This is a genomic window from Flavobacterium helocola (genome assembly GCF_038289885.1).
GTDB lineage: Bacteria > Bacteroidota > Bacteroidia > Flavobacteriales > Flavobacteriaceae > Flavobacterium > Flavobacterium cheniae.
In genome coordinates this window covers 112570-128245 of record NZ_JBBYHT010000002.1, presented here as the reverse complement: position 1 = coordinate 128245, position 15676 = coordinate 112570, and the positions used below count along the sequence as shown (strand labels likewise).

The following is a 15676-nucleotide window of genomic DNA, read 5'->3' as shown; positions in this document are numbered from 1 at the left end:
ACATTAAATTTGCAAGATTAATTTGCCAGAAAAAGAATAAATGTCAGAAATTCAAAAGCCTGTATCAGAAAATTGGTTCGAATCTTGGTTTGATACCGAATATTATCACATTTTGTACAAGGAACGCAACGACGAAGAAGCGCAATTGTTAATGGACAATTTAACGCATTATTTAAACCTTCCAGAAGACGCTAAAATCTTAGACTTAGCTTGTGGAAAAGGGCGTCATGCGATTTATTTAAATTCTTTAGGTTTTGATGTTACAGGTGCTGATTTATCTGAAAACAGTATTAAAGAAGCATCTGAATTTGCTAATGAAAAACTGCATTTCAAAGTGCACGATATGCGCGAAACGTGTAACGAAAAGTACGATGCGATTTTCAATTTATTCACCAGTTTTGGCTATTTTGAAGACGATGCCGACAATTTTAAAACCATCAAAGCCATTCACAACAGTTTAACCGAAACAGGTTTTGCAGTAATCGATTTTATGAACGTGGATTATGTTTTGGAAAATTTGGTTGCCGATGAAGTAAAATCGGTAGACGGAATTGATTTTCACATCAAACGTTATTTGAAAGACGGACACATTTACAAAGAAATTGATTTTGAAGATAAAGGCGAAAAGTTTCATTTCACCGAAAAAGTACAAGCACTTCGCTTAGAAGATTTCGAAAAAATCATGGAAGAAGCGGGTATTTATCTTTTGGATATTTTTGGCGATTATAAATTGCGAAAATTCTTTAAAACACAGTCAGAACGTTTAATTATGATTTTTAAATAATGCAATATATCATCACCTTTTCAGCCGTTATTTTAGGGTTTTTAATCGCTTTGTTTTTAAAACCTCAAAAGAAAAAAAACATCAAGTTATTGTTGGCATTTAGTGGTGCTTTTTTATTATCGCTTACCGTTTTACATTTACTTCCTGAATTATTTAGCGAAGGACACAATCACTTTCACGAAGGCGAAGAAGCACATGCCACGTTACCAGTTGGTGTATTCATCATGATTGGAATTTTATTCCAAATCTTATTGGAATTTTTCTCAAAAGGTGCAGAACATGGTCACGTTCACGTACACACTGACGAGCATAACGAATTGCATCACATTCCGTGGTTATTATTTATCAGTTTGTGTATTCACGCACTTTTAGAAGGTTTCCCAATTCACGAAAACAACAATTTAGCGTATGGAATTGCGGTTCACCACTTCCCTATCGCAATTATTTTGACCTTGTTTTTCATAAATGCAAAGATGAATAAAATGATGATTTTTGCTTTTATGTTTTCATTCGCATTAATGACGCCGCTAGGAACTTTATTAGCAGAACAAATGCATTTTGCCCAACATTACTCAAAGGAAATTTCGTCTGTGGTAGTAGGGATTTTATTTCATATTTCGTCTACTATTATTTTTGAAAGCAACGAGGGGCATAAATTCAATTTGGCTAAAATCACCATGATTGTATTTGGTTTTGTTTTGGCATACATAATTGAAATGGGGCATTCGCATTAAAAGATTTTATCAAATAAAATGTATGAAGTGCATAATCCTAGCTAAAGACCGCAAACCATATTAGAAAAATGAAATTAAATTTAAAATTCGCAACAGATTACAGACAATTTTACTTGAATGACAAAAATGCAAATGGGAATACAGGTTCTGAAAATTTTTGGTCAGAAAGCGCATTTGCAGACAAACTCGCAATTGAAGATGGAGTATTGGGGATTGGAATTGAAAATGATGAAGGTAAAGTGGAATGTGAATTTGAAATTTTAAACTCTAAAAGCTTAATAGATAATTTCACTGACTTTGACCATGTAGTAGAAGCAAGTTTAAAAATTCATTCTGGAATTTTACAAATAATAGATTGTCCTTATTCAGAAGTTGAAATGGAAACAGAAATTGAAAACGGAGAATACAGAGTACGTGTTTACTCGATAAATTTGAATACTGCTTACGAAGAAAACCCTAAAGATTCTTATAAAATAGAAATATGGAAAGAAGCTTATTCAGACAGAAAAGTATTAAAAAGATTTGAAGATTAAGCATTGGCTTTAACCGCTGCTTACTTCAATGACTACTTCCGGATTTTCAGAAGAAAAATTCACTCCTTAATAGAATGTTTCGTTATATTTGTAATGGCTTAATATTTGTACAATGCGACTAAAAATAAGCCTCAAAACGTTTAATTTGAACAATATTTAAAACAATTGATATGGGATTATTTTCTGCGCTTCTTGGCAATGCAGGTGCTGTAAATCAGGAAACTTTAGTAAAAGAGTATGGTAAACTTTTAATTACAGGTGAAGAAATAGAGTTGGGTTTCAAACTAATTCGCGATACCTTCATTTTTACCAATAAACGATTAATTTTAGTTGAAAAACAAGGAATTACAGGTAGCAAAATAGAATACAAATCGATTACTTACAAAAGCATTTCACGTTTCAGTATAGAAACAGCTGGAACTTTTGACTTAGAAGCTGAATTGAAGATTTGGGTTTCCAGTGAAGCACATCCTAGCGTTGTGAAACAATTCAATAAATCTGTTAATGTGTATGATGTGCAAAATGTTTTAGCACACCATGTTCTAAAATAATCACATGAACTTTACCAAAACCACCGAGCAAGCTTCCAAATACGAACATTTAGAAAAAATGTCGGTTACTGATTTGTTGACGAATATAAATAACGAAGACAAAACGGTGCCGTTAGCTGTAGAAAAAGCATTGCCTCAAATTGAAAAATTAGTGACTGAAATTGTTTCGAAAATGAAACAAGGAGGCCGTTTGTTTTATATTGGTGCAGGCACTTCGGGACGATTAGGCATTGTAGATGCATCAGAATGTCCGCCTACTTTTGGTGTTCCATTTGATTTGGTCATTGGAATTATTGCAGGTGGCGATACAGCTATTAGAAAAGCCGTAGAATTTGCAGAAGACGACCGTGAACAAGCATGGAAAGACTTGCAACAATGGAATATCAACGAAAATGATGTAGTTGTTGGAATTGCCGCTTCGGGAACAACGCCTTATGTGATTGGTGGATTAAAAATGTGTAATCAAAACAATATTAGCACAGGAAGTATTAGTTGTAATGCCGAAAGTCCGCTATCGAAAACGGCTAAATTTCCAATTGATGTGGTAGTTGGACCAGAATTCGTAACAGGAAGTTCTCGTATGAAAGCTGGAACGGCTCAGAAGTTGGTTTTAAACATGCTTTCGACTGCAACTATGATTCAGTTAGGTAAAGTAAAAGGCAACAAAATGGTTGATATGCAATTAAGCAACACCAAATTAATTGATAGAGGAACGAGAATGATTATGGAGGAAATTCCAGTAAGCTATAAAGAAGCCAATCAATTATTAAATACACACGGAAGTGTAAGAAATGCAGTAGATTTTTACAATAACAACAAATAGAAATAAGCATGAAAAAATTATTTTTAATCTTAGCAATATTCGGTTTTTCAATATCATTTGCTCAAAAATTAGAGTATACAGACGGTAAAATATTTCAAGATGGAGAACAATTATCTTCTTTTGAAACCAAGAACCTAATGAAAACCGATTTAAAAGCATTACGTATTTTTAAGAAGGCTAAAACTAAAGAATCAGTTGGAGGTTTTATTCTAGGATTAGGAATTGGAGGAACTGTTGCCGATTTAGTAATGGGACTGACTTCTGATGTAAAATATCCAACAGCAATTACATATGCTGGTGTTGGATTAATGGCAGTTTCTATTCCTATTTTATCTGGAAGAAAGAAAATGGTTCAAGAAAGTGTTGATATTTATAATGCAGGATTAAATGAGCAAAATAAAACATTAGGCGATAATTTTGAATTGAATATTGTGAATAATTCTAATGGAGTTGGACTTCGAATTAATTTCTAATGGCAACAGATAAAAACATATTAGCAAAAGGAGTAAAATATCTTTCAGGTGCTTTACCTTTATTATTTCTTGGTCCAATAATTATAAACAGTGCTTTTAAAAATCAAGAGAGCCCATTATATCCTTATGTTTTAGGATTAGGAATCATAATTGCTCTAGCGGCTATGTTTTTAATTTTTAAAGGCATTACTACCTTGGTAAAAAGTATGTTTGATGGAGATAAACAAGGGCAATAACAATTTCAAAAATCAAATATGAAATTCAAAATACAATATTCTATTTGTAGTTTATTACTACTTACATTGCTAACTTCTTGCTACAATCAAGAACGCAATTGTACTGATTTTAAAACTGGTAAATTTACTTCAGAAACTGAAATTGAAGGCAAAAAATACACCAGTACTTTTGAACGAAACGATTCGATTCAAATTGAAAGCTACGAAGGAAAAATAGATACTTTTAAAGTTCGTTGGACAAATGATTGCGAATACATCATTCAAAATACAAATCCAAAAAACCGCGAAGAGAAAAAACCAGTTCAAATGAAAATTTTGACAACTGACTCAGATTCATACACTTTTGAATATTCTTTTGTTGGCGACTCAAAAAAACAGCGCGGAACTGTAACAAAACTGAAGTAACCAACGTAAAATACAATTTAAAACACTAAATAAATGGAAGTTTTCTTAAACCCAGATGCTTGGATAGCATTGTTAACCTTAACCTTCTTAGAAATCATTTTAGGTATCGATAACATCATTTTTATTTCGATTGTTACCGGAAAATTACCTCAAGAAAAACGCAAAAGAGCAACCCGAATTGGATTATTCTTAGCTATGTTCATGCGTATTGCTTTGCTTTTTGGAATCACCATTTTAATTGCTATGAAAGCGCCATGGTTTAGCTTTGATTTTGGATGGTTCTCAGCCGAAATTACTGGACAAGCTCTGATTTTATTATTAGGAGGTTTGTTCTTAATTTATAAAAGTACAAAAGAAATCCACGAAAAAGTAGACCATAAAGGCGAAGAAGAAAAAGAATTAAAAACTTCTGCAACCAAATCGTTTGCAAGCGTAATTGGTCAAATTTTATTAATCGATATCATTTTCTCAGTAGATAGTATCTTAACTGCGGTAGGTATGACGAATGGAATCGAAGGTGCATTAGTTATTATGGTTACAGCAGTTGTAATTTCTGTAGGAGTTATGATGTTATTTGCGGTTCCTGTTGGGAATTTCGTAAATGCAAATCCTTCGATTCAAATCCTAGGATTAGCATTCTTAATCTTAATCGGATTCATGCTAATTACAGAAAGTATGCACTTATCACACGCTGAATTAGCAGGACAACACGTAGGAGCTGTTCCAAAAGGTTATTTGTATTTTGCAATTGCTTTCTCGCTAGGCGTTGAATTCATCAATATGAAAATGCGTAAGAAAAATTAATTATAAAATTATTATATAAAAAATGTCCCGATATTTTCGGGACATTTTTATTTATAGAATATAAGTATTAAGACAATCCAGTAATCACACCGTTATTATCAATATCAATTCGTTCCGCATTTGGAACTGCTGGTAAACCAGGCATTCTCATTACTTCGCCTAATAACGGCACAATGAATCCGGCACCACTTGCAATTTCAAATTCACGAACGGTTATATCAAAATTCGATGGGCGACCAATTAACTTTTCATTGTCTGAAAAACTCGCTGGCGTTTTGGCCATACAAACCGAAAAATGACTAAAACCTAAATCGTTAATCATTTTTAACTGTGATTTTGATTTTGGAGAAAACTCTACTGAATTCGCTCCATAAATTTCTTTAGCAACCGTATTTATTTTATGCTCAATACTATCCGAAGGTTGGTATAACGGTTTGTAATTGGCATTTCCTTTATTAATTTCTTCTACGACTTTTTCAGCCACTTCAGCTGAACCTTTTCCACCATGAACAAAAGCTGTGCTTACAATTGCTGTAACTCCTTTAGTAGCACACAATGCTTTTAATTTATCATATTCTGCTTGTGTATCATCTGGAAAAGCATTCACACAAACCACAGGATTAATGCCAAATTTTTGAATGTTTTCAATATGCTTTTCTAAATTACAGAAACCTTTTTCAATCGCACTTACATTTTCAGTTTTGAAATCTTCTGCAGCTAATCCGGCATGATGTTTAATGGCACGAATTGTTGCTACTAAAACGACCGCATCTGGTTTTAAACCACTTTGTTCACATTTGATATGTAGAAACTTTTCGGCTCCTAAATCAGCACCAAAACCTGCTTCTGTTACTACGTAATCTCCTAACGATAATCCCATTTTAGTTGCAATTGCAGTGTTAGTTCCTTGCGCAATACTGGCAAATGGTCCGCCATGTAAAATTGCTGGATTTCCGTCGATGGTTTGTACTAAATTAGGTTTAATAGCATCTTTCAATAACGTTGCCATCGCTCCTACTACATTCAAATCTCTAGCGAAAATAGCTTTTCCATCTAACGTTTTTCCAACGAATATATTTCCTAATCGGAATTTCAAATCTTCTAAATCTTTTGCCAAGCATAAAATCGCCATCACTTCCGAAGCTGGCGTAATATTAAAACCATCTTCACGCATGGTTCCATTAGCTTTCGCTCCAACACCAATAATAATCTGACGAAGTGAACGATCGTTCATATCCATCACACGTTTCCACGCAATTGATTTTGGGTCGAGATTTAATGAATATTTCGTGTTTTGCAAGTTGTTATCAATCACAGCCGATAACAAGTTATTAGCTTTTTCAATTGCCGAAAAATCGCCAGTAAAATGCAAATTGATGTCTTCCATTGGTAACACCTGAACATAACCGCCACCAGCTGCTCCACCTTTTAAACCGAAAACAGGTCCTAATGAAGGTTCGCGTAAAACGGCAATTGCTTTTTTACCGATATAATTCAAACCGTCAGTCAAACCGATTGACATCGTAGTTTTCCCTTCACCATATTTGGTTGGCGACATGGCAGAAACTAAAATTAGTTTTCCTTTAGGATTTTCTTGTTGTAAGTGTAAAGGTAATTTGGCTTTGTACTTGCCATAATATTCTAAATCGTCTTCTTCAATATTGATTTTTTTTGCGATTTCTTTTATGTGAGACATCGTTGCATTTTGCGCAATTTCAATGTCTGATGGAAAATTTGACATTAGTTGTTGTGTTATAATTGGTATTCGAAATTAGTATTATTTGGCTGAAAAAAACACGACAAAAATCATGTTTCAAAAAAAACCTGCAAGACAAAAATAGTCTCGCAGGTTGTGGTTATTCTAAGGAAAGTGTTATCTGTCCGTCGTCATCTAATTCTATGTTGAAATCTGTTATATCAGCGCCTTCACTTTCATCAGTAGCATCTGGTTGCGCTTCAGGTTCTTCCAAAATTTCTTCATAAGGTAATGGATCTAACAAGTTTATCTGTTTCAACTTGTCAGTAGTTAATTGGTTACCCAAAGCTTTTATTCCTTTTACCGCAATAAATTGTTCTAAATCAACGATTTGATTTTCTTTTTGAACACCTTTTACTTTAGCATAAATTACCTCAGCAACCGGACGCCAATCGGTAGAAACAATTTCTAATTGCGATTTTTCGTGTTCGGTGATGAAAATTTCCTCTTTGTTTTCGTTTTCAACTAAGAAACGCTTTACAAAATAACGGTCTTTTTCGCCACAGTAATAAATACAAGAAACTGGTTTATTTGGATTCCATTTTTCCAACACAATCATATCTTCGTCGAAATGTGTCGTTAATTCTGGAATAATGGTTTTCAATTTTCCGGATTGATTCACAATCAACAAACGATCATTTGGTCGGAATTCGCCTAACAACTCACCTCTTCCATCGACATTTAAACGTTGAACCGTATCATCAAACCAAACTTTTCTTGGACGTAAAGTCGAAATTCCTTTCTCTTTTAACTCGATTTTTTTGATTGGATATTTGGTTACCGTATTTCCACGTGAAGCTCTTCCTTTGATAGCAATATCTGAGAAATCAACATCCCATTTCAGTTTTTTCACGCTTCCTACTTGGCGTAATAAAATCGTAACTACTTCGGCTTCGCCATTAGGATTGGCAGAGAAATACGACACCATTGAACCTGGCTTTTCTTGTGTTAAATCGTAAAATTTATCACGAGTTACACCCGAAACATTAAAACGTTTGATAAAAGTTGAACCGTTTTTACCATCACGATACATCATGTTGTAAATGGTTCGTTTGTCGTTTTTATCAAAAACAGCGATGTGAATAATGTCTTTTCCAACGAATTTTTTATCATCTACTTTCGCCACCATCATTTTTCCATCGCGAAGGAAAACAATTACATCGTCGATATCCGAACAATCGGCAACGTATTCGTCTTTCTTTAAACCGGTTCCAAAGAAACCTTCTTCACGATTTACATAAAGTTTTGTGTTTCGTAAAACCACTTTCGTAGCTTCAATATTATCAAAACTTCTTAATTCGGTTTGACGCTCGCGCCCTTTTCCGTATTTGTCTTTTAGCTTTTGGAAGAAATCAATTGTATAATCAATAATATGATCCAAATGATGTTTCACTTGTTCCATTTCGGCTTCCAATTTTGAAATCGCTTCATCCGCTTTATCCGAGTCGAAACGTGTAATACGAATCATCGGAATTTGCGTTAATTTTTGCAAATCATCATCGTTAATTTCACGAACAAATGATTTTAAAAACGGTTCAAATCGGTCATACATATATTTGTACAACGATTCTCTGTCGGAATACAATTTGAAGTCGATATACATTTCTTCACGAATGAAAATCTTTTCTAACGTAGAGAAATGCCATTTATTTTCTAATTCGTCCAACTGAATTTCCAATTCGCGTTTCAGCAAATCAACCGTTCGGTTAGTCGAAATTTTTAACATATCAGAAACCCCAATAAACAACGGTTTGTGGTTTTCAATAACACATCCTAAAGGCGCAACCGAAGTTTCACAAGCCGTGAACGCATATAACGCATCAATAGTTTTATCAGGTGAAACACCAGCTGGCAAATGAATTAAAATTTCAACCTCAGCAGCCGTGTTATCTTCAATTTTCTTGATTTTGATTTTCCCTTTTTCGTTGGCTTTCAAAATACTATCAATCAACGTAGACGTATTGGTTGAAAACGGAATTTGGGTAATCACTAATGTTTGTTTGTCTAATTGACCAATTTTTGCACGCACACGCACACGACCGCCACGTAATCCATCATTATAATTGGAAACATCAGCAATACCTGCGGTTGGAAAATCGGGAAACAAGGTAAAAGGTTTCCCTTTTAATATTTTGATAGACGAATCTATTAATTCGTTAAAATTGTGAGGTAACACTTTGGTCGATAAACCTACGGCAATACCTTCTGCGCCTTGAGCTAACAACAATGGAAACTTTACTGGAAGATTAATTGGTTCGGCACGACGACCATCGTATGACATTCCCCATTCGGTGATTTTTGGCGAATACAACACATCGTGACCAAATTTTGAAATTCGGGCTTCAATGTAACGGGAAGCTGCGGCACTATCTCCTGTTAAGATATTTCCCCAGTTTCCTTGCATGTCGATGATTAGGTCTTTTTGCCCAATTTGAACCATGGCGTCACCAATACTCGCATCTCCGTGAGGATGATATTGCATGGTGTGACCCACGATATTCGCCACTTTATTGTAACGACCATCATCTAACTCTTTCATGGAGTGCATGATACGACGTTGCACCGGTTTAAAACCATCTTCAATCGCAGGAACTGCACGTTCTAGAATTACATACGAAGCATAGTCCAAAAACCAATCTTTGTACATTCCTGTAACTTTGGTAATGGTGTCTTCTGGGTTTTCGTTGTTTTCGTAAAAATGATGTCCCGTTGAAACACGAATATCTTCAAAACCTTCCTCGTTAGGAGAATTGTCTTGATTATCGAAATTTTCGTCTTCGTTTGGAATGATGTTATCTTCTTCTTCGTCTTTCATTTTTATGCTGAATTATTTTCAGTATATTATTTATTTACCAAGTAATTGGTTTCCTAATTCTTTTTCAATCGCTTTGATTTCACGTGATTTATCACTTGTAATTTTTAAACCAAAACTTTTTAACAATTGCTCCATTTCAGTTCCCTTTTCTATACAAAAAGCAGGAATATTTTTTAGCGTTTCTGATTCAACACTTCCACCACATTCAATACAAAATTCATAAAACCCAATTAATTTTTCATTTTTATCGTAAAAATGAATTAAATGCCTAGGAATATAACATGCTGCATGAGTTCCTGAATTACCGCAAATATCATTTTTTAAAAGTGCAAAAAATTCCTTTTTTTGATTGCTATTCAATTCAATGTTGTCAATTATTTTTGTTGTATCTAATTGAATTTTATTGTTTAAAATCTTTATTCCTTGTCTTTCTTTACCATCTTCAACGTCCCACAAACCTCTTGCAGGATATGACCAAATTTTCACTTTCGTAACCTCCTTTGCAAAAAACTCAACTGCTTCTTCATTTTCGCTTTTACACGAAAAAAAGAAAATGGGTATAAATAACAAAACTAAATATCTCATAACCTACTTTTCAACAACATCCAACTCCACTTTCAAATTGTTAATGATAAACTCTTGTCGGTCTGGGGTGTTTTTACCCATGTAGAACTCTAACAAGGTTTCAATAGAAGTGGCTTTATCTAACATGACTGGATCTAATCGAATGTCTTGCCCAATGAAATGTTTGAACTCATCTGGCGAAATTTCTCCTAATCCTTTGAATCGGGTGATTTCTGGTTTTGGCTTTAACTTTTCTATGGCGTTTACTCGTTCTTCTTCACTGTAGCAATAAATCGTTTCTTTTTTATTTCGCACACGGAACAAAGGCGTTTGTAAAATATACAAATGTCCGTCTTTAATCAACTCAGGGAAAAACTGCAAGAAAAACGTAATCAACAACAAGCGAATGTGCATACCATCGACATCGGCATCGGTTGCAATTACGATATTGTTGTAACGTAAATCGCCCATGTCTTCCTCGATGTTTAATGCGGCCTGTAATAAATTGAATTCTTCGTTTTCGTATACGATTTTCTTAGTCATTCCATACGAGTTCAAAGGCTTACCACGTAAACTGAACACCGCTTGTGTATTAACATCACGACTCTTCGTAATGGAACCCGAAGCCGAATCTCCCTCGGTAATAAAAAGGGTACTTTCTAAACTTCTTGGGTTTTTAGCATCAGTTAAATGCACACGACAATCGCGTAATTTTTTATTGTGAAGACTGGCTTTTTTAGCTCGGTCTTTGGCTAATTTTCTAATTCCTGAAAGCTCTTTACGTTCGCGTTCGGCTTGTAAAATCTTACGCAATAACGCATCAGCAACTTCCGGATTTTTATGTAAAAAATTGTCTAACTTCGTTTTGATGAAATCATTCACAAACGAACGTACCGAAGGCCCATTCGGACCAATATCGGTTGAACCTAATTTGGTTTTGGTTTGCGATTCGAAAACAGGTTCTTCCACTTTAACCGAAACTGCAGAAACAATCGATTTACGAATATCAGAAGCTTCAAAAGGTTTGTTGTAAAACTCTTTGATGGTTTTTACAATTGCTTCGCGAAAAGCTCCTAAATGCGTTCCTCCTTGTGTGGTATTTTGTCCGTTGACAAACGAATGATATTCTTCTGAATATTGTGATTTACTGTGTGTAATAGCTACTTCGATATCGTCGCCCAACAAATGAATCGTTGGATACACCATATCGTCTTCGTGAATGGCTTCCTCTAATAAATCTTTTAAACCGTTATCTGAAAAATACTTTTCGCCATTGTAATAAATGGTTAATCCCGTATTTAGATAACAGTAATTTTTGAGCATCTTGATGATGTACTCATTTCGGTATTTGTAGTTCTTGAAAATCGCTTCATCGGCAATAAACGAAACCTTAGTTCCTTTACGCTTGGTTGTTTCTTGAACGTCTTCTTCTAAAGTTAGATTTCCGGCAGAGAATTCCGCTGCTTTTTGTTGGTTATCACGTACCGATTCTACTCGGAAATAATTAGAAAGTGCATTTACAGCTTTTGTTCCGACACCATTTAAACCTACGGATTTTTTGAAGGCTTTGGAATCGTATTTTCCACCTGTATTCATTTTGGAAACTACATCAACGACTTTCCCTAACGGAATGCCTCGACCATAATCGCGCACCGTAACGAGTTTGTCTTTAATGGTAACTTCGATGGTTTTTCCTGCACCCATGACAAATTCATCGATACAGTTATCCAATACTTCTTTTAATAAAATATAAATACCATCATCGGGCGAAGAACCATCACCTAGTTTTCCGATATACATACCGGGACGCATACGAATGTGTTCTTTCCAATCGAGGGAACGTATATTGTCTTCAGTATATTGATTTTGCTCTAACATAGACAGATTTTGGATTTTGTGCAATATAGCACATATCTCCAAAGATTGGAAGCCAGAAACCGAGAAGTTATTGACAAAATATGGTTAAGAAGATAGAAAAAAGAGGAAAGAAAAAAGAAAAAAATTAATCCAATTTTAGTGTTTTATATCTTTGTATCATTTCAGAATAATCTTTGTTTGGATAGATTTCCATAACTTTAATTTTCTTAGATGAAATAATTTTCAAATGTTTCTCAAAAGTAAATTCTTCACATATGTTTGCACGAGCAAAACCGAAATTTTTCCATTCGTTATTCTTGAAAGTAAAATATTGAATCTTTCCCCAACAACCGATGTACCAATGTGGAAAAATAGAAAATTCTGAAAAACCATCTTTATTAATATCACCTAAATTCTCAATTCCTGCACCAATCGCATTATATATTACAATTTGTTGGTCTGTAAACGAAAACTTAAAAGTAACTTCACAAGCATTATTTACACAATCTCCGTCATAATCAGCTGTAACATTTATCATTTGAGGATAAACTCGGTATATTGTATCTGGAATTTTATCCGAATTCAAATCTCCAATTAAAAGTGTATCAACATTTTTTATTGTATCAGTAATTTTATGATTGTAGAATTTTTTATTTTCAACTAAATCTTTTTTAGTCCCAAAAAATATAGTTGAAATTAGAGCAAATAAAAATAATTTCATTTTGTAAAAATAATCAATCTATTATTCATAATGTCTAAAAATTCCACTATCTGAAATCGTCCAAAGTGCGGCTTTTTGATTGGCTGCTTTTAAGGCTTGGTTTGCCCAAGAATTGCAAGTATAAAATAACGAATAACTTCCGTTGGCTTCATAAAAAACATCGTGTTTTCCGTAAACGGCTTCGGTTTCAATTTTTAGAAATTCACCTGATTTCGTTTGGAAAGATTCGTTAATAAACAGAATCAACTTTTTGTAATTATCGGAAGAAATTTGAAGTTTTTTACAAGAGTTACTTTCTTTCAGATCTTTGTAAAACGTTACATGCATTGCGGTTGAACTCAATCCTGAAGCCGCTTTTAAAGCTGTACTTGTTTTCAAATCTGCCCAAGTAGGCGTTTCTAAGTAAAAACCTTTGTCGCCCCAACCTAAAGCTGCATATTGATACGTGGAATCTTTTGCTTTGGTGTGTTCTGGCTTGAGTTGGTTAGTCCAATCGTAATGTTCGCTTTTTAAAGGCAAAACAACATCGGTGTGAACACCATTAGTTAAGATGTAAATTGGGATTTCTTTGCGACTTTTCACCAAACCTTCATTCACAGAAACAAACGACAATAAAGTTACAATGAGCAAATAAGTCATCAATGACAACACAAAAATTGCAGTGTATTTTAGGAGTTTTTTGATAAATCCCATAGCTTTTTATTTAAACAAGTAATTACTTTCGTACTCAAAACCTTCTTTTCGTAATAGCTTTCTAAAATCGGCACGAGTTGGCGTTAAAACTACGTGAAGCGTGTCGTTTTCTTTCATTTCGGTTGCAAAAGGAATTTTTAATTCGGACTTTAATTTGGTAAAATCTTTTTTGGTTCCGAGTTGGATGTGTCTTGCTCCAATAGTTGATAATTTCAAAATACTCGTTTGGTATTTTCCATCCACTTCCTTATTTAAAACTAACGAAGATTTATATTCTTTAGCTATTTCATTTTCGGCAAAAGAAAAAATGGTATCCAAACGTTCTATTTCGAAAGCAATTGTATCACCTTTAATAAACGTTTTATAGGCTTTATTTTCTGATTTATCATAAACTTGATTGTTGAGTAATTCAAATTCTGGAATAGAATCTAATTCTGATTTTAAAGCAGTTAAGGTTTCAATTTCTAGAATGTAAGCGCATTTGGGTTCCACTACCAAACGATGTGAATAATCCATCGTATAGGTTCGAACAAACTTCTTTGGAAATTCATTAATCTCATCCACATTTGTGGGTTGTGCTTCAGAAAAATAAATAAAACTATTTTCCATAGCTGATTCTCTACAGGAAACCATAGCCAAAGCAAAGGTGGCTAGAATAAGATATTTTTTCATGGTAGTTTGTTTTAATTTGCAGATACAAATGTTGTGCCACAAAAAAACCGCTGAATTTCTTCAACGGTTTTTCTATATTTAATGTTCTGTTTTCTATATTCTCAGGAATTATACATTAAAACGGAAATGCATTACATCACCATCTTTTACAATGTATTCTTTTCCTTCTACTCTTAATTTTCCAGCTTCTTTTACTTTTGCTTCTGAACCAAAGTTTGAGAAATCTTCGAATGCAATAACTTCTGCACGGATGAATCCTTTTTCGAAATCCGTATGGATTACTCCAGCTGCTTTTGGTGCTGTATCTCCGATGTTGATAGTCCAAGCACGAACTTCTTTAACACCTGCTGTAAAATATGTTTGTAATTTTAATAATTTATATGCTGCACGAATTAACACTGCCGAACCTGGCTCAGTTAATCCCATATCTTCTAAGAATACTTGACGCTCTTCGTAGCTTTCTAATTCGGTAATATCAGCTTCTGCTCCTACTGAAAGAATGATTACTTCTGCTTGCTCGTCTTTTACTAATTCACGAACTTGATCCACATATTTATTTCCGTTTACTGCTGAAGCTTCGTCAACGTTACAAACATATAAAACTGGCTTTGTAGTGATTAATTGGAATTCTTCCATCATATCTACCTCATCTTGATTTTGAGGAATTACAGTACGAGCCGATTTTGCTTCCATTAAAGTCTGACGAATTCTATCTAACAACGCTTTTTCAGCTTGTGCTTCTTTGTTTCCAGTTTTTGCTGCACGATTGGTTTTTTCCAAACGCTTCTCAACTGTTTCTAAGTCTTTTAATTGCAATTCGATATCGATGGTTTCTTTATCGCGAATTGGATTTACATTACCATCTACGTGCACGATATTATCGTTATCAAAACAACGTAAAACGTGAATAATTGCATTACATTCTCTAATGTTCCCTAGGAATTGATTTCCTAAACCTTCTCCTTTACTTGCTCCTTTTACTAAACCTGCAATATCTACGATATCAACTGTTGCCATTTGAACACGCTCTGGTTTAACCAATTCCTCTAAACGAGCAATACGTGGATCTGGAACGTTTACTACACCAATATTTGGCTCAATAGTACAAAACGGAAAGTTTGCACTTTGCGCTTTAGCGTTTGACAAACAATTAAATAAAGTTGATTTTCCAACATTTGGTAATCCTACAATTCCTGCTTTCATTATGAATGTATTTTTAAAAGTGTGCAAATATAGTTTAAAAGTTGGAAAGCCA

At 34.1% G+C, this 15676-nt stretch carries 17 protein-coding genes; 9 read left to right on the top strand and 8 right to left on the bottom strand.

Going from position 1 to position 15676, the window contains the following annotated elements; genetic code table 11:
• Nucleotides 1-40: 40 nt before the first annotated feature.
• From AAEO58_RS05500 to AAEO58_RS05460, 9 genes are all read left to right on the top strand, one after another.
• The gene (locus AAEO58_RS05500) at nt 41-784 is read left to right on the top strand and encodes an SAM-dependent methyltransferase (RefSeq protein ID WP_341682559.1); all 744 of its coding nucleotides are present in this window, start codon (nt 41-43) and stop codon (nt 782-784) included.
• Nucleotides 784-1518, top strand: coding sequence for a ZIP family metal transporter (locus tag AAEO58_RS05495; RefSeq protein ID WP_341682558.1), 735 nt, complete (start codon nt 784-786; stop codon nt 1516-1518). The genes AAEO58_RS05500 and AAEO58_RS05495 overlap by 1 nt, the downstream gene beginning before the upstream one ends.
• Before the next feature lie 68 nt (nt 1519-1586).
• On the top strand, nt 1587-2051 hold the full coding sequence (locus AAEO58_RS05490; protein WP_341682557.1) for a hypothetical protein: 465 nt from the start codon (nt 1587-1589) through the stop codon (nt 2049-2051).
• Between the two features lie 170 nt (nt 2052-2221).
• Nucleotides 2222-2602, top strand: coding sequence for a PH domain-containing protein (locus tag AAEO58_RS05485; protein WP_324068856.1), 381 nt, complete (start codon nt 2222-2224; stop codon nt 2600-2602).
• Between the two features lie 4 nt (nt 2603-2606).
• The gene (gene murQ, locus AAEO58_RS05480; protein ID WP_341682556.1) at nt 2607-3425 is read left to right on the top strand and encodes an N-acetylmuramic acid 6-phosphate etherase; all 819 of its coding nucleotides are present in this window, start codon (nt 2607-2609) and stop codon (nt 3423-3425) included.
• Nucleotides 3426-3433: 8 nt separating this feature from the next.
• Nucleotides 3434-3898, top strand: a complete 465-nt coding sequence (locus AAEO58_RS05475; RefSeq protein WP_341682555.1) for a hypothetical protein — start codon at nt 3434-3436, stop codon at nt 3896-3898.
• Nucleotides 3898-4134 carry a DUF6095 family protein gene (locus AAEO58_RS05470; RefSeq protein WP_133607768.1) on the top strand — a complete coding sequence of 79 codons (237 nt, stop codon included), beginning with the start codon at nt 3898-3900 and terminating at the stop codon, nt 4132-4134. Before AAEO58_RS05475 ends, AAEO58_RS05470 begins: the two co-directional genes overlap by 1 nt.
• 18 nt (nt 4135-4152) lie before the next feature.
• Nucleotides 4153-4539: a DNA topoisomerase IV gene (locus AAEO58_RS05465; RefSeq protein WP_133607770.1), complete on the top strand. Its 387-nt coding sequence runs from the start codon at nt 4153-4155 to the stop codon at nt 4537-4539.
• 33 nt (nt 4540-4572) lie between these two features.
• A complete protein-coding gene (locus AAEO58_RS05460) occupies nt 4573-5343 on the top strand; it encodes a TerC family protein (protein ID WP_341682554.1) in 771 nt (256 codons plus the stop codon).
• 67 nt (nt 5344-5410) lie between these two features.
• Here AAEO58_RS05460 and AAEO58_RS05455 read toward each other — a convergent pair whose 3' ends face one another.
• From AAEO58_RS05455 to ychF, 8 genes are all read right to left on the bottom strand, one after another.
• A complete protein-coding gene (locus AAEO58_RS05455) occupies nt 5411-7084 on the bottom strand; it encodes a formate--tetrahydrofolate ligase (RefSeq protein ID WP_341682553.1) in 1674 nt (557 codons plus the stop codon).
• A gap of 115 nt (nt 7085-7199) precedes the next feature.
• Nucleotides 7200-9914, bottom strand: coding sequence for a DNA gyrase/topoisomerase IV subunit A (locus AAEO58_RS05450; RefSeq protein WP_341682552.1), 2715 nt, complete (start codon nt 9912-9914; stop codon nt 7200-7202).
• Nucleotides 9915-9944: 30 nt separating this feature from the next.
• Nucleotides 9945-10499, bottom strand: a complete 555-nt coding sequence (locus AAEO58_RS05445) for a hypothetical protein (RefSeq protein ID WP_341682551.1) — start codon at nt 10497-10499, stop codon at nt 9945-9947.
• A gap of 3 nt (nt 10500-10502) precedes the next feature.
• The gene (locus AAEO58_RS05440; protein ID WP_291138803.1) at nt 10503-12356 is read right to left on the bottom strand and encodes a DNA topoisomerase IV subunit B; all 1854 of its coding nucleotides are present in this window, start codon (nt 12354-12356) and stop codon (nt 10503-10505) included.
• A 124-nt stretch (nt 12357-12480) separates the two neighbouring features.
• Nucleotides 12481-13056, bottom strand: a complete 576-nt coding sequence (locus AAEO58_RS05435; RefSeq protein WP_341682550.1) for a hypothetical protein — start codon at nt 13054-13056, stop codon at nt 12481-12483.
• 21 nt (nt 13057-13077) lie between these two features.
• Nucleotides 13078-13749, bottom strand: a complete 672-nt coding sequence (locus AAEO58_RS05430; protein WP_341682549.1) for a TIGR02117 family protein — start codon at nt 13747-13749, stop codon at nt 13078-13080.
• A 6-nt stretch (nt 13750-13755) separates the two neighbouring features.
• Nucleotides 13756-14421, bottom strand: coding sequence for a hypothetical protein (locus AAEO58_RS05425; protein ID WP_341682548.1), 666 nt, complete (start codon nt 14419-14421; stop codon nt 13756-13758).
• A gap of 108 nt (nt 14422-14529) precedes the next feature.
• The gene (gene ychF, locus AAEO58_RS05420) at nt 14530-15624 is read right to left on the bottom strand and encodes a redox-regulated ATPase YchF (RefSeq protein ID WP_341682547.1); all 1095 of its coding nucleotides are present in this window, start codon (nt 15622-15624) and stop codon (nt 14530-14532) included.
• Nucleotides 15625-15676: the final 52 nt, after the last annotated feature.

Coding starts and splice junctions, on each gene's coding strand:
- AAEO58_RS05500 (WP_341682559.1), top strand. CDS start 41: ATGTCAGAAATTCAAAAGCCTGTATCAGAAAATTGGTTCGAATCTTGG.
- AAEO58_RS05495 (WP_341682558.1), top strand. CDS start 784: ATGCAATATATCATCACCTTTTCAGCCGTTATTTTAGGGTTTTTAATC.
- AAEO58_RS05490 (WP_341682557.1), top strand. CDS start 1,587: ATGAAATTAAATTTAAAATTCGCAACAGATTACAGACAATTTTACTTG.
- AAEO58_RS05485 (WP_324068856.1), top strand. CDS start 2,222: ATGGGATTATTTTCTGCGCTTCTTGGCAATGCAGGTGCTGTAAATCAG.
- murQ (WP_341682556.1), top strand. CDS start 2,607: ATGAACTTTACCAAAACCACCGAGCAAGCTTCCAAATACGAACATTTA.
- AAEO58_RS05475 (WP_341682555.1), top strand. CDS start 3,434: ATGAAAAAATTATTTTTAATCTTAGCAATATTCGGTTTTTCAATATCA.
- AAEO58_RS05470 (WP_133607768.1), top strand. CDS start 3,898: ATGGCAACAGATAAAAACATATTAGCAAAAGGAGTAAAATATCTTTCA.
- AAEO58_RS05465 (WP_133607770.1), top strand. CDS start 4,153: ATGAAATTCAAAATACAATATTCTATTTGTAGTTTATTACTACTTACA.
- AAEO58_RS05460 (WP_341682554.1), top strand. CDS start 4,573: ATGGAAGTTTTCTTAAACCCAGATGCTTGGATAGCATTGTTAACCTTA.
- AAEO58_RS05455 (WP_341682553.1), bottom strand. CDS start 7,084: ATGTCAAATTTTCCATCAGACATTGAAATTGCGCAAAATGCAACGATG.
- AAEO58_RS05450 (WP_341682552.1), bottom strand. CDS start 9,914: ATGAAAGACGAAGAAGAAGATAACATCATTCCAAACGAAGACGAAAAT.
- AAEO58_RS05445 (WP_341682551.1), bottom strand. CDS start 10,499: ATGAGATATTTAGTTTTGTTATTTATACCCATTTTCTTTTTTTCGTGT.
- AAEO58_RS05440 (WP_291138803.1), bottom strand. CDS start 12,356: ATGTTAGAGCAAAATCAATATACTGAAGACAATATACGTTCCCTCGAT.
- AAEO58_RS05435 (WP_341682550.1), bottom strand. CDS start 13,056: ATGAAATTATTTTTATTTGCTCTAATTTCAACTATATTTTTTGGGACT.
- AAEO58_RS05430 (WP_341682549.1), bottom strand. CDS start 13,749: ATGGGATTTATCAAAAAACTCCTAAAATACACTGCAATTTTTGTGTTG.
- AAEO58_RS05425 (WP_341682548.1), bottom strand. CDS start 14,421: ATGAAAAAATATCTTATTCTAGCCACCTTTGCTTTGGCTATGGTTTCC.
- ychF (WP_341682547.1), bottom strand. CDS start 15,624: ATGAAAGCAGGAATTGTAGGATTACCAAATGTTGGAAAATCAACTTTA.